This is a genomic window from Nocardioides sp. LHD-245 (genome assembly GCF_030929495.1).
Classification (GTDB): domain Bacteria; phylum Actinomycetota; class Actinomycetes; order Propionibacteriales; family Nocardioidaceae; genus Nocardioides.
In genome coordinates, this window is record NZ_JAVFWN010000003.1 from 407,438 (window position 1) to 432,757 (window position 25,320).

The 25,320-nt window shown below is 72.2% G+C and carries 25 protein-coding genes; 14 read left to right on the forward strand and 11 right to left on the reverse strand.

Going from position 1 to position 25,320, the window contains the following annotated elements; translation table 11 throughout:
• The first annotated feature begins 75 nt into the window (after positions 1–75).
• The 3 genes from RB608_RS06925 to RB608_RS06935 are packed head-to-tail and all read left to right on the forward strand — an operon-like array spanning position 76 to position 3,425.
• Positions 76–1,380 (forward strand): O-antigen ligase family protein, encoded by a 1,305-nt coding sequence (locus RB608_RS06925; protein ID WP_308087076.1) that lies wholly within the window; start codon positions 76–78, stop codon positions 1,378–1,380.
• Positions 1,381–1,383: 3 nt separating this feature from the next.
• Entirely contained in the window at positions 1,384–2,217 is an 834-nt protein-coding gene (locus RB608_RS06930) for an FkbM family methyltransferase (RefSeq protein ID WP_308087077.1), read from the forward strand.
• The gene (locus RB608_RS06935) at positions 2,214–3,425 is read left to right on the forward strand and encodes a glycosyltransferase family 61 protein (protein ID WP_308087078.1); all 1,212 of its coding nucleotides are present in this window, start codon (positions 2,214–2,216) and stop codon (positions 3,423–3,425) included. The genes RB608_RS06930 and RB608_RS06935 overlap by 4 nt, the downstream gene beginning before the upstream one ends.
• Positions 3,426–3,463: 38 nt before the next feature.
• Here the strand turns inward: RB608_RS06935 and RB608_RS06940 are convergent, their stop codons facing one another.
• From RB608_RS06940 to RB608_RS06970, 7 genes are all read right to left on the reverse strand, one after another.
• Positions 3,464–4,186 (reverse strand): sugar transferase, encoded by a 723-nt coding sequence (locus RB608_RS06940; protein ID WP_308087079.1) that lies wholly within the window; start codon positions 4,184–4,186, stop codon positions 3,464–3,466.
• A 3-nt stretch (positions 4,187–4,189) separates the two neighbouring features.
• Complete coding sequence (locus RB608_RS06945) at positions 4,190–4,924, reverse strand: hypothetical protein (RefSeq protein WP_308087080.1); 735 nt, start codon at positions 4,922–4,924, stop codon at positions 4,190–4,192.
• A complete protein-coding gene (locus RB608_RS06950; protein ID WP_308087081.1) occupies positions 4,921–6,111 on the reverse strand; it encodes a glycosyltransferase family 4 protein in 1,191 nt (396 codons plus the stop codon). The genes RB608_RS06945 and RB608_RS06950 overlap by 4 nt, the downstream gene beginning before the upstream one ends.
• Before the next feature lie 15 nt (positions 6,112–6,126).
• Positions 6,127–7,110 carry an NAD-dependent epimerase/dehydratase family protein gene (locus RB608_RS06955; RefSeq protein ID WP_308087082.1) on the reverse strand — a complete coding sequence of 328 codons (984 nt, stop codon included), beginning with the start codon at positions 7,108–7,110 and terminating at the stop codon, positions 6,127–6,129.
• A 79-nt stretch (positions 7,111–7,189) separates the two neighbouring features.
• Positions 7,190–8,116 carry an SGNH/GDSL hydrolase family protein gene (locus RB608_RS06960; RefSeq protein ID WP_308087083.1) on the reverse strand — a complete coding sequence of 309 codons (927 nt, stop codon included), beginning with the start codon at positions 8,114–8,116 and terminating at the stop codon, positions 7,190–7,192.
• 42 nt (positions 8,117–8,158) lie between these two features.
• The gene (locus RB608_RS06965) at positions 8,159–9,001 is read right to left on the reverse strand and encodes a class I SAM-dependent methyltransferase (RefSeq protein WP_308087084.1); all 843 of its coding nucleotides are present in this window, start codon (positions 8,999–9,001) and stop codon (positions 8,159–8,161) included.
• A gap of 168 nt (positions 9,002–9,169) precedes the next feature.
• Positions 9,170–10,072 carry an SGNH/GDSL hydrolase family protein gene (locus RB608_RS06970; RefSeq protein WP_308087085.1) on the reverse strand — a complete coding sequence of 301 codons (903 nt, stop codon included), beginning with the start codon at positions 10,070–10,072 and terminating at the stop codon, positions 9,170–9,172.
• 54 nt (positions 10,073–10,126) lie between these two features.
• On the opposite strand from RB608_RS06970, the gene gmd reads away from it, so the two are divergent.
• From gmd to RB608_RS06985, 3 genes are all read left to right on the forward strand, one after another.
• A complete protein-coding gene (gene gmd, locus RB608_RS06975; RefSeq protein ID WP_308087086.1) occupies positions 10,127–11,104 on the forward strand; it encodes a GDP-mannose 4,6-dehydratase in 978 nt (325 codons plus the stop codon).
• 118 nt (positions 11,105–11,222) lie between these two features.
• A complete protein-coding gene (locus tag RB608_RS06980; protein ID WP_308087155.1) occupies positions 11,223–12,506 on the forward strand; it encodes a methyltransferase in 1,284 nt (427 codons plus the stop codon).
• Position 12,507: 1 nt separating this feature from the next.
• Complete coding sequence (locus tag RB608_RS06985) at positions 12,508–13,599, forward strand: glycosyltransferase family 4 protein (protein ID WP_308087087.1); 1,092 nt, start codon at positions 12,508–12,510, stop codon at positions 13,597–13,599.
• Positions 13,600–13,643: 44 nt separating this feature from the next.
• Here RB608_RS06985 and RB608_RS06990 read toward each other — a convergent pair whose 3' ends face one another.
• Positions 13,644–14,369 (reverse strand): FkbM family methyltransferase, encoded by a 726-nt coding sequence (locus tag RB608_RS06990; RefSeq protein ID WP_308087088.1) that lies wholly within the window; start codon positions 14,367–14,369, stop codon positions 13,644–13,646.
• A gap of 115 nt (positions 14,370–14,484) precedes the next feature.
• Here RB608_RS06990 and RB608_RS06995 point away from each other — a divergent pair, with 115 nt between their 5' ends.
• The 3 genes from RB608_RS06995 to RB608_RS07005 are packed head-to-tail and all read left to right on the forward strand — an operon-like array spanning position 14,485 to position 16,955.
• Complete coding sequence (locus RB608_RS06995) at positions 14,485–15,639, forward strand: hypothetical protein (RefSeq protein ID WP_308087089.1); 1,155 nt, start codon at positions 14,485–14,487, stop codon at positions 15,637–15,639.
• 39 nt (positions 15,640–15,678) lie between these two features.
• Entirely contained in the window at positions 15,679–16,350 is a 672-nt protein-coding gene (locus RB608_RS07000) for a methyltransferase domain-containing protein (RefSeq protein ID WP_308087091.1), read from the forward strand.
• Complete coding sequence (locus RB608_RS07005) at positions 16,347–16,955, forward strand: hypothetical protein (RefSeq protein ID WP_308087092.1); 609 nt, start codon at positions 16,347–16,349, stop codon at positions 16,953–16,955. Before RB608_RS07000 ends, RB608_RS07005 begins: the two co-directional genes overlap by 4 nt.
• Positions 16,956–17,096: 141 nt before the next feature.
• Here RB608_RS07005 and RB608_RS28265 read toward each other — a convergent pair whose 3' ends face one another.
• Entirely contained in the window at positions 17,097–17,777 is a 681-nt protein-coding gene (locus RB608_RS28265) for a CatB-related O-acetyltransferase (RefSeq protein ID WP_392390975.1), read from the reverse strand.
• A gap of 95 nt (positions 17,778–17,872) precedes the next feature.
• Here RB608_RS28265 and RB608_RS07015 point away from each other — a divergent pair, with 95 nt between their 5' ends.
• From RB608_RS07015 to RB608_RS07025, 3 genes are read left to right on the forward strand one after another with little or no spacing between them, the layout of a single operon-like run.
• A complete protein-coding gene (locus RB608_RS07015; RefSeq protein WP_308087093.1) occupies positions 17,873–18,103 on the forward strand; it encodes an acyl carrier protein in 231 nt (76 codons plus the stop codon).
• An 18-nt stretch (positions 18,104–18,121) separates the two neighbouring features.
• Positions 18,122–19,492 (forward strand): fatty acid--CoA ligase family protein, encoded by a 1,371-nt coding sequence (locus RB608_RS07020; protein ID WP_308087094.1) that lies wholly within the window; start codon positions 18,122–18,124, stop codon positions 19,490–19,492.
• Positions 19,489–20,241, forward strand: a complete 753-nt coding sequence (locus tag RB608_RS07025) for a 3-oxoacyl-ACP reductase family protein (protein WP_308087095.1) — start codon at positions 19,489–19,491, stop codon at positions 20,239–20,241. Before RB608_RS07020 ends, RB608_RS07025 begins: the two co-directional genes overlap by 4 nt.
• 9 nt (positions 20,242–20,250) lie before the next feature.
• Here RB608_RS07025 and RB608_RS07030 read toward each other — a convergent pair whose 3' ends face one another.
• Positions 20,251–21,213: a hypothetical protein gene (locus tag RB608_RS07030; protein WP_308087096.1), complete on the reverse strand. Its 963-nt coding sequence runs from the start codon at positions 21,211–21,213 to the stop codon at positions 20,251–20,253.
• A gap of 100 nt (positions 21,214–21,313) precedes the next feature.
• Between RB608_RS07030 and RB608_RS07035 the strand changes: the two genes are divergently transcribed.
• Positions 21,314–22,642 carry a lipopolysaccharide biosynthesis protein gene (locus tag RB608_RS07035; RefSeq protein WP_308087097.1) on the forward strand — a complete coding sequence of 443 codons (1,329 nt, stop codon included), beginning with the start codon at positions 21,314–21,316 and terminating at the stop codon, positions 22,640–22,642.
• 10 nt (positions 22,643–22,652) lie between these two features.
• On the forward strand, positions 22,653–23,702 hold the full coding sequence (locus tag RB608_RS07040) for a class I SAM-dependent methyltransferase (RefSeq protein ID WP_308087098.1): 1,050 nt from the start codon (positions 22,653–22,655) through the stop codon (positions 23,700–23,702).
• Between the two features lie 77 nt (positions 23,703–23,779).
• Here RB608_RS07040 and RB608_RS07045 read toward each other — a convergent pair whose 3' ends face one another.
• Positions 23,780–25,207: a polysaccharide biosynthesis tyrosine autokinase gene (locus tag RB608_RS07045; protein WP_308087099.1), complete on the reverse strand. Its 1,428-nt coding sequence runs from the start codon at positions 25,205–25,207 to the stop codon at positions 23,780–23,782.
• Between the last annotated feature and the right edge of the window lie 113 nt (positions 25,208–25,320).

Consider the following 25,320-nt stretch of genomic DNA (forward strand, 5'->3'; position numbering starts at 1 on the left):
GGCCGGACCTATACTCCCCGGGTGCTCGCCTCCTCCCGAAAGCCCCGCCCGCCCGGGCGGTATCGGGCCGACAGCATGGCCGTGACCGCCTGCCTGGTGCTCCTGGCGGTGGTGCTGGCCGCCCTGGCGAGCCAGGGCACGATCGCGCTGATCGTGGCCGGTGGGGTGGCCTTCTACGTCCTGATGCTGGCGCTCGTGGGTCGCGAGCGCACCGCGGTCTTCACGCTGATGGCCGCCTTCGCGACCGCGCCGATGTACAAGGGGCTGGCGCCGTCGGCCAGCTCGCTGGTGACGGCGACCGACGGCCTGGTGGCTCTCGGCGTGCTGCTGATCGCTCCGTCGCTCTTCAACAAGCGGATCGAGGTCCCCGGCCTGTTCGCCGTCGGCGTGACGGTCGTGTTCGTGATGTCCTCGATCGCCTCGGTGGCGTCCCCGGAGCCGGCGAAGAGCTACCTGACCATGATCCTGTGGCTGGGCGTGATGGCCGGGCTGCCGGCGGTGTTCGCGATCTGGCGGCCCAGCAATCTCGTCTTCGATCTGCTGTGCTGGTCCTACGTCTTCGGGCACATGGTCAGCTTCGGCTACGCGATGTACTACGGCCCGTCGAACCAGGGCCGGTACGGCGGCCTGGCGACCCACCCCAACTACTTCGCCCAGGGCGGGCTGATCACGTTCTGCGTGCTCCTCTACCTGCTCTACCGCCACCGCACGTGGGTCGTGCGCACGGTGATCGTCGGGGCCGGCGCCGTGTGCGGCGCGACGATCTACCTGAGCGGGAGCCGGGCCGCGATGGTGGTCGCGGCGGTCCTCATCTTGATGATCCCCGTCGTCGAGCGCTCGGCGATCATGGGCTTCATCTACGCGCTCGGCGGGGCGCTGTTCGTCATCGCGATCCCCATCCTGGTCGACATCAGTGGGGAGACGTCCTCGCTGGGCCGCCTGGTGGGCGGCAGCAGCTCGGGCTTCTCCGACCAGGCCCGGGAGCTCGGGCAGCAGAGCGGCATCGAACGGTTCCTGTCCCAGCCGTTCATCGGCACCGGGCTGATCGACCTGTTCGAGATCCACAACATGTACCTCGAGATCGCGGCGGCCATCGGTGTCTTCGGGCTCGCCGGGTACCTCTGCGTGATTTTCGTTTTCGCTCGGCCCTTGTTCAGTGACGTTCCGCATCGTCGGCTGTTGTATGTCGCGTGGGCCTTCATCGGGTTCGGCGCGACAGTGCCGGGCTTCTACGACCGCAGCATCTGGTTGCCCCTCGCTCTGGGCGCCGTGGCCGTGATGGAGTACCGCCGAACAACACCCTGGTTCCTGTCAGGACGACCGTCAGGAACGCCCCCCACGGCGCTCGCTCCGGCCGGTGCCGCCCCCCCGAAAGGCTGATCGATGACGCTCGTCCGCAGCGGCGCCCACCTGGCCAAGCGTGTGCGCCAGACGCCCCAGTTGTTCCGCAACTTCCCGGAGGTCTTCTGGGACCTCGGGACGCACCGGACGCGCCTGCGCCGCAAGGAGATGACCTTCCGGATGCGCAACGGGTACGTCGTCACGTGCCCGAACGTCAACGGCGCCCGCTTCCCCCTCTACGAGATCTTCGCCGACGACGCGTACCACCTGCGCGACCTCACCGCCGGTGTCGACGCCGACGCCGCGGTGCTCGACGTCGGCGGCCAGATCGGCAGCTTCTCGCTGGCGCTGGCCGAGGTGCTGCCGAAGAGCCGGATCCACGTCTACGAGGCCTCGCCGGTCTCCGCGTCCTACATCAGCCGCAATGTCGACGACAACGGCCTCGGCGCCACGATCACCGTCCACGGCGAGGCCATGGCCGGGGAGCCCGGGGAGTTCACCTTCGTCGACAGCGGCACCGCGAGCGGCCACAACGGCCTCACCGCACCGGGCTGGATGAAGGAGCAGGGCGCCACCGAGGTGACCGTGCCCGCGCAGTCGTTCGACCGCGCCGTCGCCGAGATCGCGGCCGACGGACGCTCGGTGCAGATCGTGAAGATGGACGTGGAGGGCGCCGAGTACGACATCGTGCTGCGCAGCTCGCCGTCGTCCTGGGCCCAGGTGCGCAAGGTCGTCATGGAGTACCACCCGGTCGACGGGCACTCGCTCGACGAGCTGCTGGCCTTCTTCGCCGCCGTCGGGCTCGAGCCCGGCCGGCACGAGCCGGGCCTGCGCCCCGGCCTGGGGGTCATCTGGCTCTCGCGGCCGGCTCAGTGAGTCGCCTGCCGCCACAGCTGCAGCCGCTCTGGCCGGTCGTCAAGCGGGGCCACCGCTGGGGTGCCCGGGTGCTCGGTGCCGCCGGCCGGCGTACCGTCGGCCCGGCGCACGGCCTGCCGCGCACCGGCAGCGAGCGGTCGCGGGACACCGCGCTGCTGGAGCCGGCCACGACCCGGATCGTCCCGGTCGGCGAGGCCTTCACGGTACGGCGCACGTTGCCGGTCGGTGAGCCGCCGGCGCACTGGTACTTCGCGGACCGGCTGGAGCAACGGGTCCCCGAGCGCTTCCTCCTGGAGCTGACGGAGGGCAGGCTGCAGGGCAGGCACGCGGCGGTCGTCACGGCCGGCGGCGTGCTCGACCTGGAGACCAGCCACTACTTCGACATCGCCGGCTGGCGTGAGCACCCGGTGTTCTGGAACCCCCGCCCGCGACCGGCCGAGCGGGTGGACGGCACGGTGGCGGTCCTCGCGGCGCGCGGCACCGGCCACAACTACTACCACTTCCTCATCGACGCGCTCCCGCGCCTGGGGATGCTGGACGCGGCCCACCCCGGCCTGCGACCGGACCGCTGGGTGGTCGACACCGCCACCCGCTACCAGCGGGAGCTGATCGCGATGCTCGGTCTCGAGGAGGACCGTCTGGTGGCTCCCGGCCCCGGCTTCTCGCTGCAGGCCCGGCGGCTGCTGGTGCCGTCGCTGCCGAACGTGAGCACCCTCGTGTCCCCGGAGACCAGCGCCTGGCTGCGGGACCGGCTGCCCCCGCGGGCGGCGGCGAGCGGCCTGCCCGAGCGCGTCTACGTGACCCGCGGGACGACGCCGAACACGCGGCGGATGGTGCACGAGCAGGCCGTCGTGGCGCTGCTGCGCCGCCGGGGCTTCGCGGTCGTGGACCCCGGGACGCTCAGCGTGCAGGAGCAGATCGACCACTTCGCGGCCGCTCGGGTCGTGGTCGCCCCCCACGGTGCGGCGCTGACCAATCTGGTGTTCGCGCGCGACGGGGTCCGGGTGCTCGAGCTGTTCGCGCCGACCTATCTCAACGGCGGCTACTGGTCGATCGTCGGCAACATCCCCGAGAGCCGCTACCGGTACGTCGTCGCCGACGGTCCGCGGGCGACACGCCCCGGGCGCCCGCAGCGGGGCGTGATGGACGACATCGACCTGGCGCCCGCGCGGGTCGAGCAGGCGCTGGAGCGCCTGCTCGCCGACTGACTGCGAGCCTCAGAGCCGGCATCCATCGGAGACGGGGCTCAGGCGACCTCGGTGTTGTCGGCGGCCCGGGGCGAGGCGTGCTCGTCGAGGGCGACGACCGAGCGGGAGCCGCTGTTGCGCGCGATGAGGTCCATGACCTCCGTGTAGCTGAGCGACGGCTTGAGGTGGGCCACGATCAGGACCGTGCGGAGCAGGATCGAGAAGTCGAGCCGCAGCCGGTAGCCGTCGAGGACGGCGTGGCAGTAGGCACCCTCGATGCGCAGTCGCTCCGAGTCGGTCAGTGCGTCGCGGCCGACCAGCTGGGCCGGGCCGGTGAGGCCCGCCGCGGTGAGGAACCGGTCGCCGGCGTAGGAGTACTCGTCGAGCAGCGCGTTCATCACGTTGGTGGGCAACGGCCGGTTGCCGACGATGGTCATCTTGCCGCTGAGCACGTGGACGAGCTGCGGGATCTCGGTCAGCCCGCACCGCTCGAGGAGGCGCCCGGCCCGGGTGTAGAGCGGCGAGTCCGGCGCGATGTTGAGGAAGCGGGTGTTGGTGACCGGCACCGTGTCGCGGTTGACCAGTCGGTCGGCGTTCTTGACCATCGTCCGGAACTTCACGACCTTGGTCGGATCGCCGCTCCCCACGAGCCGGTTGGACCGGTAGAACACCGGTCGTCCCGAGGTGAGCAGGACCAGCAGCGCGCCACCCGCCACCGCTGGCAGCCACACCACCGCGGCCAGGCTGACCACGACCACGTCGAACACCCGCTTGATGTGCATCCGCTACTCCCGTGCTCTCCCGGTCGACCCGCTGTCCCTAGCGCCCCCCAGCGCGCTGCGGCCTCGTCCCGATGAGAGATTCAACGAGCGAAATGCGAAAGAGATACTCCTCACGGCCAGCCAAATTCGCGCGTCCGCTCCGACGGTCCGCCGGGCGTCGCCCAGGTCGGGGTCGAGTGCGGTGCGGGAGAGCCGGTCGTACGACGCGTGCAGGCGGTGCCAGGGCGCCCCGCCCCGTCCCGGGCGCAGTCGCCCGGGGTAGAGGACGGCGAGCGTGGCACCGTCGCGCGCGGTCCGCTGCTGGAGCAGCTCCTCGAGCAGGCACTTCCAGCCGCCGTAATAGCGGCGGTCGTCACCCGGCGCGAGCGCGATGACGGTGGAGACGAGGACCACCTCGACCGGTCGGCCGCAGGCCAGCACCTCGTCGACGTAGGCGAGATCGCGGCGTACCGCGACCAGGTCGGCCTCGAGGTCGGGCTCCACCGGATGGACCGGGCCGAGCGCCGCGACGACCAGGCGCACCGGCCCGTCGCCGAGCGTGCGGACCCGGTCGGCGAGGCCGCCCTCGGAGGCGTCGACGATGTCGGCCTGGGGGAGTCCGGTCGCGGCGGCGACGGCGTCGACGTCGGCCGGGTCGCGCGCGATCGCCAGCAGCGCGGATCCGCTGAGGTCGTCGACGACGGCCCGGCCCAGGCGGGTCTTCGGGCCGAGGAGGACGGTCGCGGCCGGACGGCTCACCGGCTGGCCTGACGCAGGATGGTCTCGAACCTGTCGGCGCACCCGGCCAGCGCGAACTCCTGTTCGGCGAGGTCCCGCGACGCCTCGCCCAGCTCCTCGCGCAGCTCGGGATCGGCGACGACCCGGGCGACCCAGGCGGCCGCCTCCGGCAGCGAGCGGGCGTCGGGGGCGACCACCGCGCCGCCGGCCTTGCTGATCAGCGCCGACGCGAGGTTCTCACTCGGCATCATGCCCAGCACGGGGCGGCCGGCGCACAGGTAGGACAGGGTCTTGGACGGCACCGAGAAGGCGCCCGCCTGCTTGTCGAGCAGGACCACGAGCACGTCGCCGGAGCCGAGCACCTCGGACAGCCGCTCGTAGGGCTGGAAGGGCAGCAGGGTGACGGGTACGTCGAGCCGGCGGGCCTCCGCCCGGATCACCTCGATCGCCGGGCCCTCGTTGACCACGACGAGGCGCACCGGGCGGCCCGCGTCGATCACGTGGCGGGCCAGGCCGACCAGCAGGGTCGGATCGTGCTTGAGGCCGAGGGTGCCCGAGTAGAGCAGGGTGGCGGTGTCGTCCAGCTCCTGCTCCTTGGCCCACCTGTTGGCGCGTGGCACCGGGACGATCTCGTCGAGCGGCGCCCAGTTGGGGATCACGGTGACCTTGTCGGCGGTCCCCCAGTCCTCGTGGACGGGGACGAAGGAGGGCGCGATCACGACGATCGCCGCCGCCCGCCGCGAGACCCAGCGCTCGGCGATGCTGAACGCCGCGGCGACGAAGCGGAACAGCCCCCCGAGCTTGTCGCCGGCGAAAGACCTCACCGCGACGGCGTACACGTCCTGGTGCCAAAGCACCCACGGCCGCCGCAGCAGTGCCATGCCCAACGCGAACACGACCAGCGTCGGGATCTGCGCGTTGGAGAGCATCGCGGTGCCGGCACCGGTGCGGCGGACCTGGCGCAGCAGCTGCCAGCCGACGGCCGCCTCGATCAGGACCCGCTTGGCGAACCGGTCCTTGGCGATCGGGGTGGTCGGGCCGACCGGCTCGAAGACGAGCGTCTCGCCCGGCTCGGCCTTCAGGTGGCCCTTGCCGGACACCCACCCCGGGCAGTAGGAGTGGGTGACGGAGTGCCCCCGCCGGGCGAGCTCACGGCTGAGCTCGACCTGGAACGGGTGTCCGGAGTAGTCGTGGACGAGGATGCGCACGTCGGGGAGGAGCGCTCAGCCCTGGGCGCGCTTGACCTGGTCGTAGACCCAGGCGTAGGTCTGCGCGAGACCGTCGGCGAGGCTGATCGACGGCTCCCAGCCGAAGACCTCGTTGATCATCGTGTTGTCGGAGTTGCGGCCACGCACGCCCTGCGGCGCGGAGAGGTCGTACTTCCGCTCGCACTTGATGCCGGCGATCTCCTCGACGATCGAGTAGAGCTGGTTGATCGAGACGAGCTCCGCGGAGCCGAGGTTGATCGGGTCCTCGAGGTCGCTCGCCAGGATCATCTGGGAGCCCCGCACGCAGTCGTCGATGTACATGAAGCTGCGGGTCTGCTCGCCGTCGCCCCAGATCTCCAGCTCGTGCTTGCCGGAGATGACCGCCTCAGCGATCTTGCGGCACACCGCGGCGGGCGCCTTCTCGCGGCCGCCGGTCCAGGTGCCCTCGGGACCGTAGACGTTGTGGTAGCGGGCGGTGCGGGTGATCAGCCCGAAGTCCTCGGTGAAGTGGCGGGCCATCCGCTCGCTGAAGAGCTTCTCCCAGCCGTAGCCGTCCTCCGGCATGGCGGGGTAGGCGTCGGCCTCCCGGAGCGCGGTGACCGCGGTGTCCGTCTGCTTGTCGGCGGCGTAGACGCAGGCCGAGGAGGAGTAGAAGTAGCGCTCGACGTCGTACTTCTTCGCGGCCTGGAGCATGTGCGTGCTGGTCAGCACCGTCAGCATGCACAGGGCCTTGTTGTTCTCGATGAAGCCCATCCCGCCCATGTCGGCGGCGAGCATGTAGACCTCGCGTGCGCCGGCCGTCGCGGTCTCGGCGGCGTCGAGCAGGGAGAGGTCGGCCTGGACGTTCTCGGCGTCGGCGTGGACCTGGTACCACTCCTCCGGCGGCTTCACGTCGACCACGCGCACGGACTTGCCCTGGGCCAGCAGGTCGGCCGCCAGGTGACCTCCGATGAACCCTCCTCCACCAGCGACCAGTACGTCCACAGGCCGAGCCGTCATGTTCCCTCACTCCTTCGCGTGTCAGCCCCCCAGCTGCATGCGAATCTCAACGAGGCAGGAACGCCGACGTCACGGGACCTCAGTCCCGACCCGCCTCGCCTTCGAGAACCTCGAGGAGGAGGCCGGCGACGAGCTCCTGCTCCTCGGGGTAGGGGTGGTACGCCGCACCGTCGGGGCGCGGCGGCGCGGCGCCCGCGATCCAGGGCTCGGCCGCGCAGATGTCGTGTCCCTCGCTGGCGGCCCAGACGTCGACGTACTCGGCGCCGGTCTTGCGGGCGGCGGAGGAGACGGCGCTGTTCAGCGAGATCAGGGCGTCGTAGGCGAACGGGATGTCGCCCTCGGCGAGCGGCAGCTGTGCGCAGCCCGTGCTCGCCGGGAACGTCTGCGGGTAGCCGACCAGGACGATCCGGGCCTCGGGCGCCCGGTCGCGGACGGCGTCGACCACGTCGACGAGGCGGTCGCGGATCTTGCCGATGTTGTCCTGGGCCTTCGGGTTCTCGGCGGCGAGGTCGGCGCACGGCGCTCCCGCCGGGTCCTGCCGGCCGGCCTGGACGCAGCTCACGATCAGCACGCCGAAGAGGTTGAAGTCGTTGCCGCCCAGCCCGATCGTGACGAGCGCGGTGTCCTCGTCGACCGCCTCGAGCTGGGGCGGCACCGCGCCGCCGCGCGACGGCTGCTGGGGGGCGGTGACGTCCTCCGTGGTGGCGCCGCCGCAGCTGACGTCGGTGAGCCGGAGGTCGAGCTCACGGGCCAGGCGGTGGGGGTAGTTGTCGAGCGAGCGCAGGCAGCCCCCGGAGTCGGGATCGAGCGCCCCGGTCAGGTAGCCCGCGGTGTAGGAGTCGCCGAGCGCGACGTACGTGTCGCCGGCCTCGATCGCCCGGTCCGGGTTGCCCTCGGGTGCCCGGCGCGTGGCCGGGCAGCCGGCGAGGAGCAGGGCGAGCGCGACGGCGACCGCCGTGGTGCCGCCGCGCCTCAGGATGCGTCGACGTCGTGCCTGACGATGCATGCCGGCCAACCTACGTCCGCGGTCCCAGCGGGGACGCGCCGGTCAGGCGGGCTTGCGCGCCGTGACGTCGAGGACGATGCGGGGAGCGAGCCCGCGGTCGACGAACTGGTCCATGACCCGGCTGCCGGCCTTGAGCGCCCGGCCGCGCAGGCCGGCGAAGTAGAGGTACAGCTCCGAGGACAGGCTGTAGCGCGCCTTGGGCGTCGCCACCACGTCGGTGTAGCCGAGACGGGTGAGCTGCAGCTCCATGCTGGCCGGGGTGTGCAGGATCCGGTGGTGCGTCGGCAGCCGGCGGTCGGACACCTTGGTGACCCGGCCGTCGGTCGCCTTGGCCATGCCGAGCGCCGCCTTGTCAGCGAGGGTCCGGTGCGGTGTCTGCAGGACCAGGCAGCCGCCGGGGCGCAGCATGGTGAGGGCGTCGGCGAGCAGGTGGTCGCCGTTCGGCACATGCGCCAGCACGCACCACATGGTGACGACGTCGAACTCGTCGCGGTGCCCGAGGGTGCCGATGTCGCCGAGCTCCAGCCGGACCCCGTGTCGCTCCTCGGCCAGTCGTACGGCGGCCGCGGACGTCTCGTTGCCGAAGACCTCGCACCCGAACTCGTCGCGCGCCAGCTGCAGGAAGCCGCCGTCGCCGGCCCCCACGTCGAAGACCCGGCTGCCGCGGCCCGCCCCGATCAGGTCGAGGCTGGCTCCGAGCATCTCGCGCCAGATCTCCGGTCGGCCGCCGTCGCGCTTCGCGGCGACGTACGCGGCGTACAGCTCCGGCGTGATCTGCTCCTCGTCGACCACCTGCGGCGGCGCGTCGTCGTACTCGCCGTGCGCGGACATCCCGCAGATCCGGCAGGTCACGATCGTGCGGCCGGTCGCCCGTGAGACCGGCATCCTGCGAATCTGCTGGGATCGGCACGCCGGGCACTGCTGGACGTCGGGCATGGGGCTCCTTCGCGCGAATGTGCCGAGCGGGCACGGCCTCGTCGGCGGATCCTAGGGCACGTCCCCGCCTCCCGCGCTCGCATCACGCGCTTTGAGCGCGTTGCGCCCGGGCCAGCCTCAGCCCAACGTGGCCGCGAGGAGATCGGCGACGGTCCGCTGCTCCTCGGGGAAGGGGTGGTAGGCGAAGCCGTCGCCGCGGTCGGGCTCGGCGCCGGCGATCCACGGCTCCTCGGCACAGATGTCGTGGCCCGCCGTGGCCGACCACACGTCGACGTACTCGATGCCCATCGCGTCGGCCGCCGAGCGCAGCGTGTCGGTGACCTCGCGGGCGGCGTCGTAGGCGAAGTCGACGTCGCCCTTCGCGATCCGGAGGTCCGGGCACGGCCGCTCCGGGGGGAAGGTCTGGGGGTAGCCGACGAGGACCACCCGGGCCTTCGGTGCCTTGGCGGCGACCGTGCGGACGATCCTGGCGAGCGTGTCGCCCACGGCGGCCAGGTTGCGCTCGCCCTTGTCCTCGGTGCCCTCGGCGAGGTCCGTGCACGGCGACCCGTCGGGGTCGCTCTCGGCGAGGCTGACACAGGTGCCGATGACGATCCCGTACAGGTCGATGTCGTTGGCGCCGACGCTGATGGTGACCAGGTCGGTGGTGCTGGTGACCGCCTCGATCTGTGCGGGGATCGCCGTGCCGCCCTCCTTCTCCTGCGGGGAGAGCACGTCGCGACTGGTCGCGCCGCCGCAGCTCGCGTCGACGAGCTCGAGGTCGAGCCGCTCGGCGACCAGGCGGGGGTAGTTGGTCAGCGAGCGCAGGCAGGCGCCCGACTCGGGATCCGTCTCACCGGTGAGGTAGGCGGCGGTGTACGAGTCGCCGAGGGCGACGTACCGGTCCCCGGCCTCGATGCTCCGGCCCTTGTTGGCGCCGGCGTCGTGCCGCGGCTCCTCGTCGGGATCGCCGCAGGCCGCCAGGAGGCCACCGGCCACGAGGAGGGCGGCGCAGACGGAAGCGGCTCGCCGACGACTCATAGAGCCGGATGATACGAGCCACCGCCCCGATGACCGCCATCTAGGCTCTGCGACGTGAAGCGCGCATTCATCACCGGCATCACCGGTCAGGACGGCTCCTACCTCGCCGAGCTGCTGCTCGACAAGGGGTACGAGGTCCACGGCCTGGTGCGGCGTTCGTCCATGCTCAACCGCGGCCGGATCGACCACCTCAAGGACAACCCACGGCTGAGCCTGCACTACGGCGACCTGACCGACGGGGTGAGCCTGGTCAACCTGGTGCGGATGATCGAGCCCCACGAGATCTACAACCTCGGTGCGCAGAGTCACGTGAAGGTCTCCTTCGAGATGCCGGACCACACGGCGTCGACCAATGCCATCGGCACCCTGCGACTGCTCGAGGCGGTCCGGGCCGCCGGGTTGGAGTGCCGCTTCTACCAGGCCTCGACCTCGGAGATGTTCGGCCTCACCCCGCCGCCGCAGGACGAGCTCTCGGTCTTCCATCCGCGCTCGCCGTACGGCGCCTCGAAGCTGCAGGCGCACTGGGTGACGGTCAACTACCGCGAGGCCTACAACCTGTTCGCCGTATCGGGGATCCTCTTCAACCACGAGTCGCCGCGGCGTGGCGAGAACTTCGTGACCCGCAAGATCACCAAGGCGGTCGCCGCCATCGAGGCCGGGATCGCCGAGCACGTCGAGCTCGGCAACCTCGAGGCGGTCCGCGATTGGGGGTTCGCGCCCGAGTACGTCGAGGGCATGTGGCGGATGTTGCAGACCGACGAGCCGGACGACTACGTCCTCGCGACCGGCGTGGGCTACACGGTCCGCGACTTCTGCGAGGCGGCGTTCAGCCACGCCGGCCTCGACTGGGCGGACCACGTCAAGCACAACGACGCCTTCGAGCGTCCCTCCGAGGTCGACGCCCTCATCGGGAACGCGACCAAGGCCAGGGAGGCGCTCGGCTGGACGGCGTCGGTGCGGACACCCGAGCTCGCGCGGATCATGGTCGATTCCGATCGCGAGGACCTGAACCGCCTGCTGCACGGCCGGTGACCGACCCCCACGCCCCGCTCGGCCGGCACCGTTGGCGGATGCCTCGGAACCTGGGCGGCGCCCGGACGTTGTCAGTCTAGGATTCGCCGGACCCCCCAGGAGGAAGTGGCACGTGGACATGGCCCCCGCAGAACCCGACGAGGTCGAGAAGTCGACTCCCGCCCAGCACGTCCAGGCGGAGGAGGCGGCGTGGCGCGCCATCGTCGCCGACGTCCTCGGCGACGGGGCCGAGCTGGTCTCCGTGAGTCGGTACATCACCGACAGCCGGACCTACCGCGCCGGTGCCCGGCTGGCGAAGATCCGCCGGATCGACCCGGCGTGGCCCGCCGACGCCGGGATGGAGGTCGAGGCCGGGTTCCTGCGCTCGCTGGGGCGCGAGGTCGACTACGTGCGGCGCGACGGCTGGGAGGTCTCGCTGCAGGACGTGCTGCCCGGCAGCACGTTCAGCAGTCACCTGTTCGACCAGCAGGACACCTCGTTCACGACGAGGGACCGGATGCGCGTGCTGCGCTCGCTGGTCCCCGAGCTGCGGGCCCTGCACCGGCAGGGCATCTCCCACGGCGACCTGCGCACCGACAACATCCTGGTCGAGGGCGAGGCCGTGCGGCTCGTCGACTTCGACCGGGCGGCCCGCACCTCCCCACGGCGTGCGGCGCTGCGCGACTGGGTGGGCGTCGGCGGCAGCCCCACGCCGTTCTGGAAGCTCGCGGCGGTCTCCCTCGCACCGAAGAGCCTGACCGCGGCCCGCCGGGCCCGCTACCAGCTCGTGAAGAACCGGCCCCCGGCCAAGGTCGCCGACGATCCGCGCGACGTCGCGCGGCTGCGCGACGCCTGGCATCTCGCCGAGCGGTCCGCGGCCAACGCGCGAGGTCAGGGCCTGGCCTACTACGCGCTGAGCTACCGCGGCCGCCACCTGTCGGGTGAGCGGGCGTGGCCGCTGCGCTGGGACCCGATCGCCGCCTCGGTCGACTTCACCGGCAAGCGGGTGCTCGAGCTCGGCTGCAACATGGGCCTGCTCTCGAACTTCGCGAAGATGCACGGCGCCGTCGAGACCCACGGGGTCGACCACGACCCCACGATCGTCGACGCCGCTCGCGCCGTCGCCGACGCCTTCGAGACCGGCTCCACCTTCGAGCAGCTCGACCTGATGGGCGAGGAGTCCTGGGAGCAGCGGCTGTCCGGCTACGACCTGGTCACCGCCCTGTCCGTCGTGCACTGGCTGCCGGACCGCGACCGGGTGCTGCGCTTCCTCGCCCAGCACGCCGAGCTGCTCTACGAGGGCCACGACGAGCTCCCCGACGAGATCGCGCTGCTCAACTCGCTCGGCTTCGACCAGGTCGACGTCGTCCTCCGCACGGAGCGGGACCGGCACGTCCTGTACGCGCGGCGCACGGGCGGCTGACGTGGCGCTCGCCGTCGCGGCGGCGCGCAGGGACGCCGAGCCCCTGCGCGTCGTCATGCTGGCCACCGGCCTGACGGGCTATCTCGACGCCAAGTTCCGCGCTCTGGTCGGGCGCGGGGTCGAGCTGTTCGTCATCACCCAGGCCAAGCGGGACAACGTCGCCTACGAGCGGTTCCCCCTCGAGGACGTCGCCCGCGTGCACGCGTGGCAGGAGCTGCCGAGGGGGGAGGAGCTGAACCGGCTCGTCGACGACTTCGCGCCGCACGCGATCCTGGTGCACTCCTGGCACATCCCGCCCTACCGCGAGGTGCTCAAGGGCCGCGACGGCCGGTGCCTCCGGGTCTGCTGGATGGACAACAACTGGTTGGGCACGCCTCGCCAGTGGGTCGGTCGGGCGACCTCGCGCTGGTTCCTGCGGCCGATGTTCGACGCCGCCATGGTGCCGTGCGAGAGGACCGAGACCTTCGCCCGTCACCTCGGCTTCGGGCCGGACACGATCCTGCGCGGCAGCCTGTGCGCCGACACCGACCTGTACGGCGCCGGCCCGTGGCCCGGCTCGGAGCTGGTGAGCCGGGGCGCCTTCCTGTCCGCGCTGCGGATGGTGCACCACAAGGGCGCCGACGTCCTCGCCGACGCCTACCGGCGCTACCGCGACACCGTCGACGAGCCCTGGGACCTGCACCTGGCGGGGGTCGGACCGCTGGAGTCGGAGTTCGCGGGCGTGCCCGGTGTGGTCCGGCACGGCTTCGTGCAGCCGCGCGACCTGGCCGGCCTGTTCCACCGCAGCAGCGCCTACGTGAACCCGTCCCTGGCCGAGCCGTACGGCGTCGTCCTCCACGAGGCGGCCGCGGCGGGGCTGCCGGTGATCACCTCCGACATGGTCGGCGCCGCGCCGACGATGGTCCAGGACGGGGTCAACGGCTTCCTCTACGCGACCGGGGACGCCGCGGCGCTCGCGGACCGGATGGCCCGCACCAGCACCGCCGGGGCCGCTCGGCTCGAGGAGATGTCGGCGGTCAGCAAGGCGCTGTCGATGCGACTCTCGCCGGCCTCCTGGGCCCGCAACGTGGAAGAGTTCCTCCGCACCTGCTGAGCCCGGACCGTGCCCGGACCGTGCCCGGACCGTGGCCCGCCGGGTCAGGACTCCCGGAAGAAGACGCCGTCGGCCTGGAGCACCGCGCCCGACGCCGCCGCGAAGCCGGGCTCCAGGCCGGTCAGGACGAAGCCGGCGTCGTACATCCTGCTGATCGCCTCGTCGACGAGCATGCCGCCCTCGTAGGTCGTCGTGAACGACAGCTCCAGCTGGACGCCGACGCACTGCGTCAGGGTCCGGGCGGCGCCGTCGAGCACCTGGCGCTCGAAGCCCTGGGTGTCCACCTTCAGGAAGATCCGCTCCCCGCGGACGGGGAGCTCCTCGAGGAGGTCGTCGAGGCGGCTCACGCGCACCGTCTCCGTGCCGACGTAGCCGACGTGGGGTGCGGCTGCGGCGTGCCGCTCGCCCATCGGCAGGAACGAGCTGCTGTCGCTGTTGGACGCGACGTGGATGTCGGCGGTGCCGTTCTCGGCGCCGAGTCCGACCTGCACGGTGTGCCAGTGCGGGTCCGCGGCGGCGGTGGCCGAGAGGACGGCGTACGGCGCGCTCATCGGCTCGCAGGACACGATCGGTCCGCGGTAGCCGAAGTGGCGCAGCTCGGTGCCGTAGGTGCCCTTCGCGGCGCCGACGTCGAACACCAGGTCCACGTCGCGGGCGACGAGCTGGGTCTGCAGGCGCACCGCCGGGTGGCGGCGGACGACGAACCCGCGGTCCGCGACGACCTGGATCGCCGAGCGCAGGGCGCGCGAGGTGAGCTGCCTTCGGTCCATGGGTGCACACCGTAGCGGTGCTCCGCGGTCCGGCGTGAGGCTCGGCCGGGAACCCCGGATCCAGGCTATGCTGCGGCCCTTCCTGGATCGCGACCGTGGGGTGTGGAGAGGTGTGATGACGACCGTTCTCGTCGAGCCGAGTCCGGTCGGGCACCGGTTCCAGGCCGTCGCCCATGTCGCCCGGCTCGCGCTGCGCAGCGGGGAGGTCGTCCTGCTCACCTCCCGCGGAGCGACCGGGCACGAGGCGTTCGGCGACTACCTGGGCGATGTCGACGTGCGTGTCGAGGAGGTCTTCGACGGCGTCCTGCCGCCGACCCGGGTCATGGCCGCCGCGGCCGCCGCGGTGTGCCGGCGCACGCCGTCCGCGCCGGGGGAGCGCCACACCATCGTGGTGATGGACGCCGACCAGGCGCTCAAGCGCTGGTGGCTCGACGCACCCCGCGTCCTGCGCGGCATCGAGCCTCGCCCACGCGTCGTGTTCATGCTGACCCGCTACCCGGCCAAGCTCGGCCTGGGCGACCTGACCGGCTGGAAGCTGCGGGTCCCGAAGGCGACGCTGGCCGTCGCGGCGATGACGACCCGCACCCTGGACCGCACGGCGGGCTTCGCCGGTCGCGACGACCTGACTCCCGGCTGGATCGTCAAGCGCACCCGCGACCCGGACCTGTGCGACGCGCACTCCCGCGACCGGGCCCGGCACCGTGCCGAGCTCGAGCTGCCGGCCGGGCGCCGGATCGCCGGCATCTTCGGCGTGGTCAACGAGCGCAAGAACGCCCGGCTGGTCTGGGAGGCGATGGGGGAGGCCGGCCTCGACGCGGACCTGCTGCTCGCCGGGCCGATCGCGCCCGAGGTGCTGGCGTGGGCCGAGGCGCTGCCTCCCCAGGAGCGGGGCCGGGTGATCGTGCGCGACGGCTTCCTGGCCGGCGACGTGCTCGACCGGCTCGTCGCGTCGGTCGACGTGGCGCCGATCATCCTGACCAACAACGGACCGTCCGGGATCATGGGCAAGGCGCTGGCCGCCGAGGTGCCGGTCGTCACGGCCGGATCGCGGGTGCGGGCGCGCGAGCTCGTCGCGACCGACGCCGGCGAGGTCGCCGAGCTCGACAGGGCCAGCATCGGTGCCGCGATCGCCCGGGTGTTCGCCTACCCCCCCGATCGGCGACGGACCACCACGATCCCGCCCGCGACCGCAGAGGAATTCGCGGAGAACCTGTTGGGCGTCGACTCGTTGGGACGGGTACGCCGTCCTCGGTCGCGCCAGCGCGCCTGACCGAGCAGCGGCCCCCACGATCCCAGGAGGCGTTCCCCCATGAGGCTTCACCCGTCCGAGCACCCGCGGCTCTACGCGGCGGCCCGCGCGGCGGCGCACGCCGTCAACACCCCGATCGCCAAGCGCCGGATGGCGAGCGCCGCGGCGGCGGCACCGCGCCCGATCAGGCTCGAGATCGGCGGCCTCTCCGACCGGCCCGGCTGGCTGGTCGTCAACGTCAACGCACGCACCCGCAACTATCTCGATGCCACCGAGCGCTGGCCCTTCGAGGACGGGGCTCTCGACGTCGTCTACGCCGACAACATGATCGAGCACGTGCCACTCGAGGCCGGCCGCCGGATGTTCGCCGAGGCCCATCGCTGTCTGCGTCCCGGCGGAGTGATCCGCCTGGTCACGCCCGACCTCGGCAAGCACGTCGAGCTGTACCTCGCCGGCAGCCGCTCGGTCGACGACGAGGTCGGCGGCTTCTACCGCTCGCTCGGTCTGACCGTCGAGCACCCGACCGACCTGGTGCGGGTGCCGATCGCGTCCTTCGGCCACCACACCGGCTATCTCTACGACGTCGCATCGCTCTGCGCCGAGCTGACCAAGGCGGGCTTCACCGACGCCCGGGAGTGGTCGCTGTCCGACAGCCAGCACGAGGCGCTGCGCGGGCTCGACAAGCGCACGGGCGAGGGCGGGGCGCAGATGGCGATCGAGGCGGTCCGGTGAGCGAGCCCGTGGACGGCCTCACCACCTCGGCGGGCCTGGGCTTCCGCGACCTCGTCTTCTCCGACCTGCTGCGCTACCGGCCCGACGTCCGGCCGTCGTGGCCGGCGGTCGCGATGAAGGCGGTGTCCAACCCGGGCCTGGTCGCGTCGGTCATCCTGCGGGCCCAGCAGATCGCCGTACGCCGGGGCCGGACCCGGCTGGCGTTCCTGCTCCGCTCGATCGGGATGGTGCTGGTGAGCGCCGACTTCGTGCCGGGCATGGACGTCGGCCCCGGGCTGCTGATGCCGCACCCCAACGGGGTCGTCATCGGCAACGGCCTGCGGGTCGGGGCGAATGTGACCTTCGGCGGTGGCGTCACGGCTGGCGTGAAGCAGCCGGACACACCGCCGGAGGAGGACGGTTTCCCGACGGTGTGCGACGGGGCGATCGTGCTCGCGCACGCCGTCCTGGTCGGCAAGGTGACCGTGGGGCGCTACGCCCAGATCGGCGCCAACTCGGTCCTGCTCTCCGACGCTCCGGAGCGGGCCGTGATGTTCGGCGTCCCCGCCCGCAAGGTCGCCGTCCGCGACGCCGTCATCCCCGGGACCTACGAGCGGATCGAGTAGCCGGCCCAGGTCGGCCGCATGGTCAGCACGGCCGGCAGCGTGGCGCACGGCCGCGAAGCGGCACGGCGTGAAGCCCGCGGGGCGAGCGAAGCGAGGCCCCGGGCGGCGAGCGCCGTCTGCGACACGCTCGGCCCCAACAAGTCAGCCCCGGCAGATCTCGCAGGAGGGCGGACCGAGGTCCGGATCGTGCGCGGCGACGAACTCCTCCACCCGCGGCGAGTGGATGATGCCCTTGTGGGCGGCGACCTTGTCGACGTCCCAGTCCCACCACCTGATCCGTAGCAGTGCCTCACGGACCGGCTGCTCGAAGCGGTACTTGATGTGCTTGGCGGGGTTGCCGCCGACGATCTCGTAGGGCTCGACGTCGCGCACCACCACGGCCCGGGTCGCCACGATCGCGCCGTCGCCGATGGTGACGCCGGAGGAGATGAGCGCCTCGTAGGCGACGAATGCGTCGTGCCCGACGGTGATCGGTCCCTTGTTGTGGACGGCGTCGGGAGCCTGGACCCATTCGCCGTCCTCGACGTGGGCGTGGACGGTCGTGACCCAGTCGGCGTGGTGCAGGCCCCCGGGCATGAAGATCGCCGTCGGATTGACCCCGGCGTAGCTCTTCACGTGCACGGGCTGGCCGTCGTTCTCGACGGTCTCGACGATCTTCATCCACGGGTAGGACGGGTACTCGAAGGTGAGCAGCCGCTCGTCGAGCTCGTCGAAGTGACGCAGCTGGGGGCCGTCCACCCAGCGCCGGACGCTTCGCTTGAGCCGGGCGGCGATCTTCTCGCGGGCGGTCCTGGGAGCAGGGACGCGCATGTCGGCGGTCATGGGAGAGCAGGCTACCGGTGGAACGGCGCTCGTGAGGGCCGAGTTGCGGCTATGGTTGGCCCGCCATTTCCGGGCGATACGAGGAGCAGGCTGGCATGCAGGATCGGGTCGAGCAGATCGTTCGAGAGTTCGTCGCGCGGGTCAAGCCCGAGGCCGGTGAGGTCGCCGTCGAGACGCCGCTGTACGCCGACGGCGTGGGCCTGGACTCGCTGGAGGCCGCCGAGCTCTCGGCGGTCCTCGAGGACGAGTTCGGCACGGACCCCTTCCAGGGCGAGACGATGCCCGAGACGCTGAGCGACATCGTCTCGTTCTACGCGACCGCCTGAGTCGGACCCGGAGCCCGCGTGATCGAGTTCCTGCGCCGCGGCGCGGAGGCGGGGCCGCAGCGGCCGGCCGTGGTCACCCACGAGCAGACCGTCTCCTACGGCGAGCTGCTGGCGATGGCCGAGCGCGCCGCGACCGGGCTGGCCGCGCTCGGTGCCGAGCGGATCGCCCTGGCGGACCACGAGGCCGCGCCCGTGGTCGCGATGATGGCCGCCGCCGCCTCCACCGGGGTCGAGGTCTGCCTGCTCCCGCCCGACGAGGCCGAGCAGGTGCTCGACCTGGTGGTGAGGTTCGACCACCCGGTCGTCGTGACCGACCGCGACGACCTGCCGGCGTCCGCGCTGCCGGACGGCGTGCGCCGGGTCGGACTCGGCGAGCTGCTCGCGACCACCGCGGAGGTCACCGTCCGCGAGCTGCCGGCACGCCGGCCCCATCTGGTCCTCACCACGGGGACGACCGGCGCGCCCCGCGGCGTCCGCCACGACTGGGGCCGCCTGGTCCGCACCACCGCGCACGTCCGGCCCGCCGCCGACGAGCGCTGGCTGCTGGCGTTCGGGCTCCACCAGTTCGCCGGGCTCCAGGTGCTGCTGCACGTCTTCGCCGCCGGCGCGACCCTCGTCGCCCCGGCGCCGCGCCGCCCGCGCGAGGGCCTCGCCGCGATGCGCGCGCTGGCGGTCACGCACGCGAGCGCCACACCGACGTACTGGCGGTTCCTGCTCGCCGAGCTGCGCGCCGACGGGGGCCCGGTGCCGTCGCTGCGTCAGATCACGCTGGGCGGCGAGGCGATCCCCGGTCCGCTGCTGGGCGAGCTCGCGGCGACCTTCCCCGACACGCCCGTCTCCCAGGTCTACGCGGCGTCCGAGTTCGGCTCCACCGGCTCGATGCGCGACCGCCGGGCGGGTCTGTCGACCGCCGTGCTGGAGCGCGGCGACGACGCGGACGTCGCGCTGAAGGTCGTCGACGGCGAGCTGTGGATCCGCTCGCGCACCGGCATGGTCGGCTACTACGGCGAGCCCGACGTCGACGCCGAGGAGTGGCGCCCCACGGGCGATCTCGTCGCCGTCGAGGACGGTCGCCTGGTGTTCCTGGGACGCTCCTCGGAGATCATCAACGTCGGCGGGGTGAAGGTGCACCCGCTCGTCGTCGAGGAGCGGATCGGCGCCGTCGCGGGCGTCGACGTCGCCCGGGTCTACGGGAGGCGGAACCCGATGACGGGTCAGATCGTTGCGGTGGAGGTGGTGGCGTCCGCAGGCGCGGACACCACCGCGATCGACGCCGCCATCCGCGCGGCGTGCGCCGACCTCCCGTCGGCGTCCCGCCCCCGCAGCATCCGGTTCGTCGACGAGGTCAGCACGACCGGGAGCAAGATCGTCAGGAGAGAAGCACCGTGAGCGAGACCAGCACCGCCGAGCCGCGCGTCGTCGTCGTCACCGGCGGCAGCCGCGGGCTCGGAGCCGGCATCGTGCAGGCCTATCTCGACGAGGGCGATGTCGTCGCCACCTGCGCCCGCAGCAGCACGCCCGAGGTGGAGAAGTGGCAGGGCGATCCCGCGGTCGCCGGCCGCTTCCTGTTCCAGCCGGCCGACGTGTCGAGCTCCGCGGACTGCGCGGCCTTCGTCAACGCCGTGATCGAGCGGTTCGGCCGCATCGACGTGCTGATCAACAACGCCGGCGTCGCCCGCGACGGCGTGATCGGGCTGACCTCCGACGAGGACATCGACGTCGTGGTCGACCTCAACGTCAAGGGCTCGCTCTACATGGCCCGCCAGGTCAGCCGCCGGATGATGGTCAAGCGCAGCGGCACGATCGTCAACATCTCCTCGGTCGTCGGCCGTTCCGGCTATCGCGGCCTCGCCGTCTACAGCGCCACCAAGGCCGCCCTGGAGGGCATGACCCGCGCGCTGGCCCGTGAGCTCGGCACCCGCGGCATCACCGTCAACGCGATCGCGCCCGGCTACCTGCGCACGGAGATGAGCCACGGGCTCGACGAGGAGCAGCTGCAGCAGATCGTGCGCCGTACGCCCGCCGGCCGGCTCGGCGACCCCGAGGACATCGCGCGCGCCTGCCAGTTCCTGACCGATCCGCGCAACACCTACCTGACCGGCCAGGTGCTCGTCGTCGACGGCGGCCTGACCGGCTGAGCCGGGAGATCAGTACCAGGGGCGGCGCAGCCCGCGGGCGGCGGCGTAGGTGCCGTACGCGAGCTCGGCGGCCCGCCGGACCCGCCGGGTCTCGTACGGCGCGGCCAGCGCGGCGTCGTAGCGCGTGAGGGCCTGCTCCCACGCCACCGCCAACGTCTGCGCGGGGTCGGAGTCGGGCCGGATCCGGCGTGCGGCGTGGGTCCACAGCCGCTCGTCGAGCCGGGTACGTCGGGCGAGCAGCTCCTCGGTGCGGCCGTCGAGCTCGGACCCGAGGCGCGGCCGTCGCCGGCGCGGCACCGAGACCCGCTCGTTGAGCCGGATGTCGGGCAGCGTGAGCCCGACGGCGCTGCCCAGGTGCTCCAGGAAGCGGGGATCCTCGACGAGACCCACATGATCGAAGCGATCGAGCGAGTCGAGCGCGGCACCGAGGATCTCCTCCTCCTGGCTCTCCTCGATGAAGGAGGTCGGCGACAGCAGCGGGTGCGGCCAGGCGAGGAAGCGCGTGATCGTGTTGTCGATGTTCGGCGCGATCATGGCGTGGTCGAGGTAGTCGCCGAGGCCCCCGCGGGCGACCCGGAAGGCGACCGAGCCCGCGTGCCCGAAGTGGCGCAGGTCGAAGTCGGAGAGCGCTCGGCTGTGCACCCACTGCGAGAGCACCCGCAGCCGCGGATGGCGCAGGATCGTGACCTCCCGGCGGTCGTCGTAGCGGGCGCGGGTGGTGCCGGGCGCGATGTGGCCGGTGATGAAGTCCCCGTCGGCGGGCAGCTCCTCGGGGCTGCGGACGAAGGTCGCGGCCGCCTGCGGACGGAGCGCGTCGAACCGGTCGTAGCCGCCGACGAGGGAGACGTCGACCCGGTAGACCGTGGTCGCGTCCGGAGGAAGCGCCGCCACGATCGCGTTGCGCACCGACGTGCCGGCGCACTTCGGGATGTGGTTGAAGACGAGAGGTCGCTGGTGGGACGGCGCGCTCACGGGACTCCTTTCGCGGACCCGGCGGCGTTCGCCGCGCACCCATCGGGCCCGGGTTCTCCAACGACCGTCCTGGGGCCGGCGTTACCCGTATCCTGCACCCGTGTCGACGTCCTCCCCTGCCGCGTCCGTGTCAGCGGCCGAGCGGCACCGACCGGTCCCGTGGTGGCTGCTCGCCGGAGCGGGCGTGCTCACCCAGCTGCTCACCATGGCCAGCGGCATCATGGCCGCGCGGATGCTGGGCGTCGAGGGTCGCGGGCAGGTTCTGCTGGTGGCGACGCTCGGCGCGGTCGCCGCGCAGCTGACGCTCGGTGGCGGGCTGCCCAACGCGATCACCAAGCAGCTCGCGGAGCGCGGGATCCCGGCCCGGGACGGACTGCGGGGGCTGGCGCGCTCGTGGCTGGTGATCGGGGTGGCGGCCGGGGCGGTCGGCGCGGCGTACTTCGTGTTCGTCGACCGCGACGAGCTCGGCGTCGACACCGGGCTCCTGGCCGTGGCGGTCGTGCTCACCGCGCTCAACGCGATGGCGGCGCGGATCCTGATGGGGGCGATGCTGGGGGAGGGGACCGAGCCGATCCGGATCGCCCTGACCGGGGTGCTGCCGCAGGCGGCGGTCGTGGCCGCCTTCGGCGTGTGCCTGGCCTTCGGGTGGAACCTCGGGCCGGTGGGCGTCCCGTTCGTCATCCTGGCGTTCAGCGGCGGCGTGCTGCTGGCCCGGATCAGGAGCCTGCGTCCCTCACTCGGTGCGGACGCGCCGCGCCTGGACCGCGACGAGCTGCGCAGCCTCGCGCGCCGCGGGCACGTGAGCAGCGTCGGGCCCATCGACGGGCTCCAGCTCGACCGCTTCCTGGTGGGCTCCCTGCTCGGCAACACCATGCTGGGCCTGTACGGCGTCGCCTCCGCCCTCTCCGCGCTGCACAACGTGCTCGGGATGTCACTGGCCGGGGTGGCGCTGCCACGGTTGGCGGTGCTGCAGACCGACCCGGCGGCCGAGCGGGAGTACGTCCGGCGCACGCTCGGTCTCACGGCCGTGCTGATGCTCGTGATCACGGTGCCGCTCGAGCTGGCGATGGAGCCGCTGGTGCGGCTGACCTTCGGCACGGAGTTCCTCGGTGCGGTCGAGTGCGCCCGCTGGGTCGTGCTCGCCGCGAGCATGCTGGGCCTGCGCCGGGTGCTCATCGCCGTCCTCCAGGCCCGGGACCACGCCCGCTATGCCTCGATCGTGGAGTTCGTGCTCGCGGCCGCGCTCGCGGTCGGCATCGTGGTCGCCGCGCTCGACGACAGCATCGTGCTGGTCGGCATCCTGCTGACGGCGGTGGCGGCCACGGCCTGCCTGCTCCTGGGCTTCGGCGTGCTCGTCACCACGGCGTCCGGACACCTTCCCGGGTCCGGGTCCGCGGAGTCTGCCGCCGACGGTGCCGCCGGTGCGTAGGATCCCGGCCATGTCGAGTGTCGAAACTGCTCCCGAGGTCGCCCCGACGGCGGCGGAGCGCACCACCCACGTGCCGTTCACCGGCCGGGTCAAGCGTCTCCTCTCCCGGTTCGCGCCGGGCTTCCTGATCGCCTTCCTCGACCGCGTGGTCTTCCGGGTCCGCCGGGCCCGGATCCGCGGCGTCCGCCGGGTCTTCGGCCGGCTCGGCTACAACGTCGCCCACCGGGCCGACTACTACTCGACGCTGCCGGTGCTCGAGGAGATCGAGGAGACCCGGGCCCGCTGGGACCGGCCCTCGGGCCTGCCGGGCCTCGACGTCGACCTGCCCGCGATGCGCGAGCGCCTCGACGGCCTCGCCGCGCGGTGGGAGGCCGAGTTCCTCGCCGAGACCGGCGACTACCTCGCCAACACCCGCCGGGGGTTCGGCCCGGGCTATCCCGAGTTCGACGCGCGCACGCTCTACTACATGCTGCGCGAGCACAAGCCGGCCCGCTATCTCGAGGTCGGCTCGGGTCTGTCCACCTACTACGCCTCGCTCGCCGGCCGGCGCAACGCCGCCGAGGGCGCGCCGCTGCAGATCACCTGCGTCGAGCCGTACCCCTTCGACGCGCTGCGCTCGCTGCCCAACTTCCAGCTCGTCGAGGGCTTCGTCCAGGACGTCCCCACCGCGCGGTTCGAGGAGCTGGAGGCGGGCGACCTGCTGTTCATCGACTCCTCCCACTCGCTCAAGATCGACAGCGACGTCGCCTACCTCTTCCTCGAGGTGCTGCCGCGGATCAAGCCGGGTGTCATCGTCCACATCCACGACGTGCCGTTCCCGTTCAACACGCCCTACCCGGCCGACACCTGGCTGTTCGGCGAGCGGTGGCCGGTCTACTGGAACGAGGCGATGGTCGTGCAGACCTTCCTCGCCTTCAACAAGGAGTTCCCGATCGAGCTGTCGGTGCCGATGCTGCGCCACGACGACGAGGCGGCCCTGAGGCGCAGCCACCCGCGGTACGTACCGGTGGCCGACGACCCCAACCCCCCGTCGTCGCTCTGGCTGCGCCGGGTCGGCTGAGCTCCCGGACGGACACGGCCCGCGAACGACACAGGCCCCGCCTCGGCGGGGCCTGTGTCGTGTCCGGGTGAGCGAGATCAGCGCGGCGCGGCGCGCTTGCCCCCTGCGGCCGGGCCGCCGGAGCGCCCCGACTTGCCGCGCTCGGGGCTGGTCTCCTCGTAGTAGTAATAGTAGTAGGAGCCGATCGCGCGCTTGGCGACCATGTTGACCACGATGCCGTAGAGCCGGCCACCGACCTGGTTGAGCCGCTTGACGGCCTCGCCGACCTGGTCGCGCGTGGTGGTGGCGTGGCGGACGACCAGGATGACGCCGTCGCCGATGGTGGCCAGGACCGACGTGTCTGCGACCGGCAGCAGCGGCGGCGCGTCGATGATCACGATGTCGTACGACGCCCGCAGCCGCTGCAGCAGGTCCTGGGTGATCCGCGACTGCAGGATCTCGGTCGGGTTCGGCGGCTTCGCGCCCGACGCGAGGACGTGCAGGCCGCTGGCCTCGTGGACCTGGATCGCGTCGTGGATCTCGGTGCGGCCGATGAGAGCCGTCGTGAGTCCGATCGCCGGGTCCAGGCCCAGGGTCGTCGCGACCCGGGGCCGGCGCAGGTCGGCGTCGATGATCAGCGTGTTGCGGCCGGTCTGGGCGAGGGCGACGGCGAGGTTGGTGGCCGTCATGGTCTTGCCCTCGCCGGGCACGGCGCTGGTGATCACCAGGCAGCGCGGCTGGTTGTCGAGGTCGATGAACTGCAGGTTGGTGCGCAGCAGCCGGAACGCCTCGGTGCGCGCGGCGAAGCCGCCGAGGTCGGTCAGCAGGGGAGCGTTGCGCATGTCGGTGTCGAAGCCGACGCTCGCCAGGACCGGCGCCTCGGTGATCTCGCTGACGTGGTCGGCGGTCCGGATCGTCCGGTCCAGCAGCTCACGCACCAGTGCCAGGGCGATGCCGAGCAGCAGGCCGACGAGGCCGGCGACGACGAGATAGAGCGCCGTGCGGGGGCTGACCTGCGAGGGGTTGTAGCTCGCCTTGTCGGTGATCTGGGCGGTGATCTGGGGCGACTCACCCGACGACGTCCCACCCGGGGTCTCCAACTCGGAGATGTAGCGGGTGAACTGGTCGGTGAGGACGTCGTTGATCGTCTGGGCCTGCCGGGCCGAGGTGTCGGTCACCTTGAGTTGGATCAGCGAGGTGGTCTCGACGACCTCGGCGGTGATCTCGCCCGCGAGCTGTCCCGGCGTCATGTCCAGGTCGAGGGCGTCGATCACGCGCTGGGAGAGCTCCTGGCTGCGCGCCAGGTCGGCGTACGCCGTGGCCCGGGTCTGCGCGAAGTACAGCGCCGTGATCGCGTCGGTGCTCTCCCGCACGTCGACGCTGAGGAAGACGGTCGACTTCGACTCGTACTTGGGCGTGAGGACGACGAAGCTCAGCAACGAGGCGACACCGACTCCGACGGCCATGAGGGCCACGACGCTGAGCCACCGGCGCCGGAGCACTCCGACGAACTGTTTGAAGTCCAAAGTGTCGACCCTCGTCCTCGCGTGTGGGGGCAGTGTGATCCGGCACGCGGCCGGCGGTCGAAAGTGTAGGCGGTCACTGCGCCCGATGGCGCAGGACGCCACACGTCGGCACC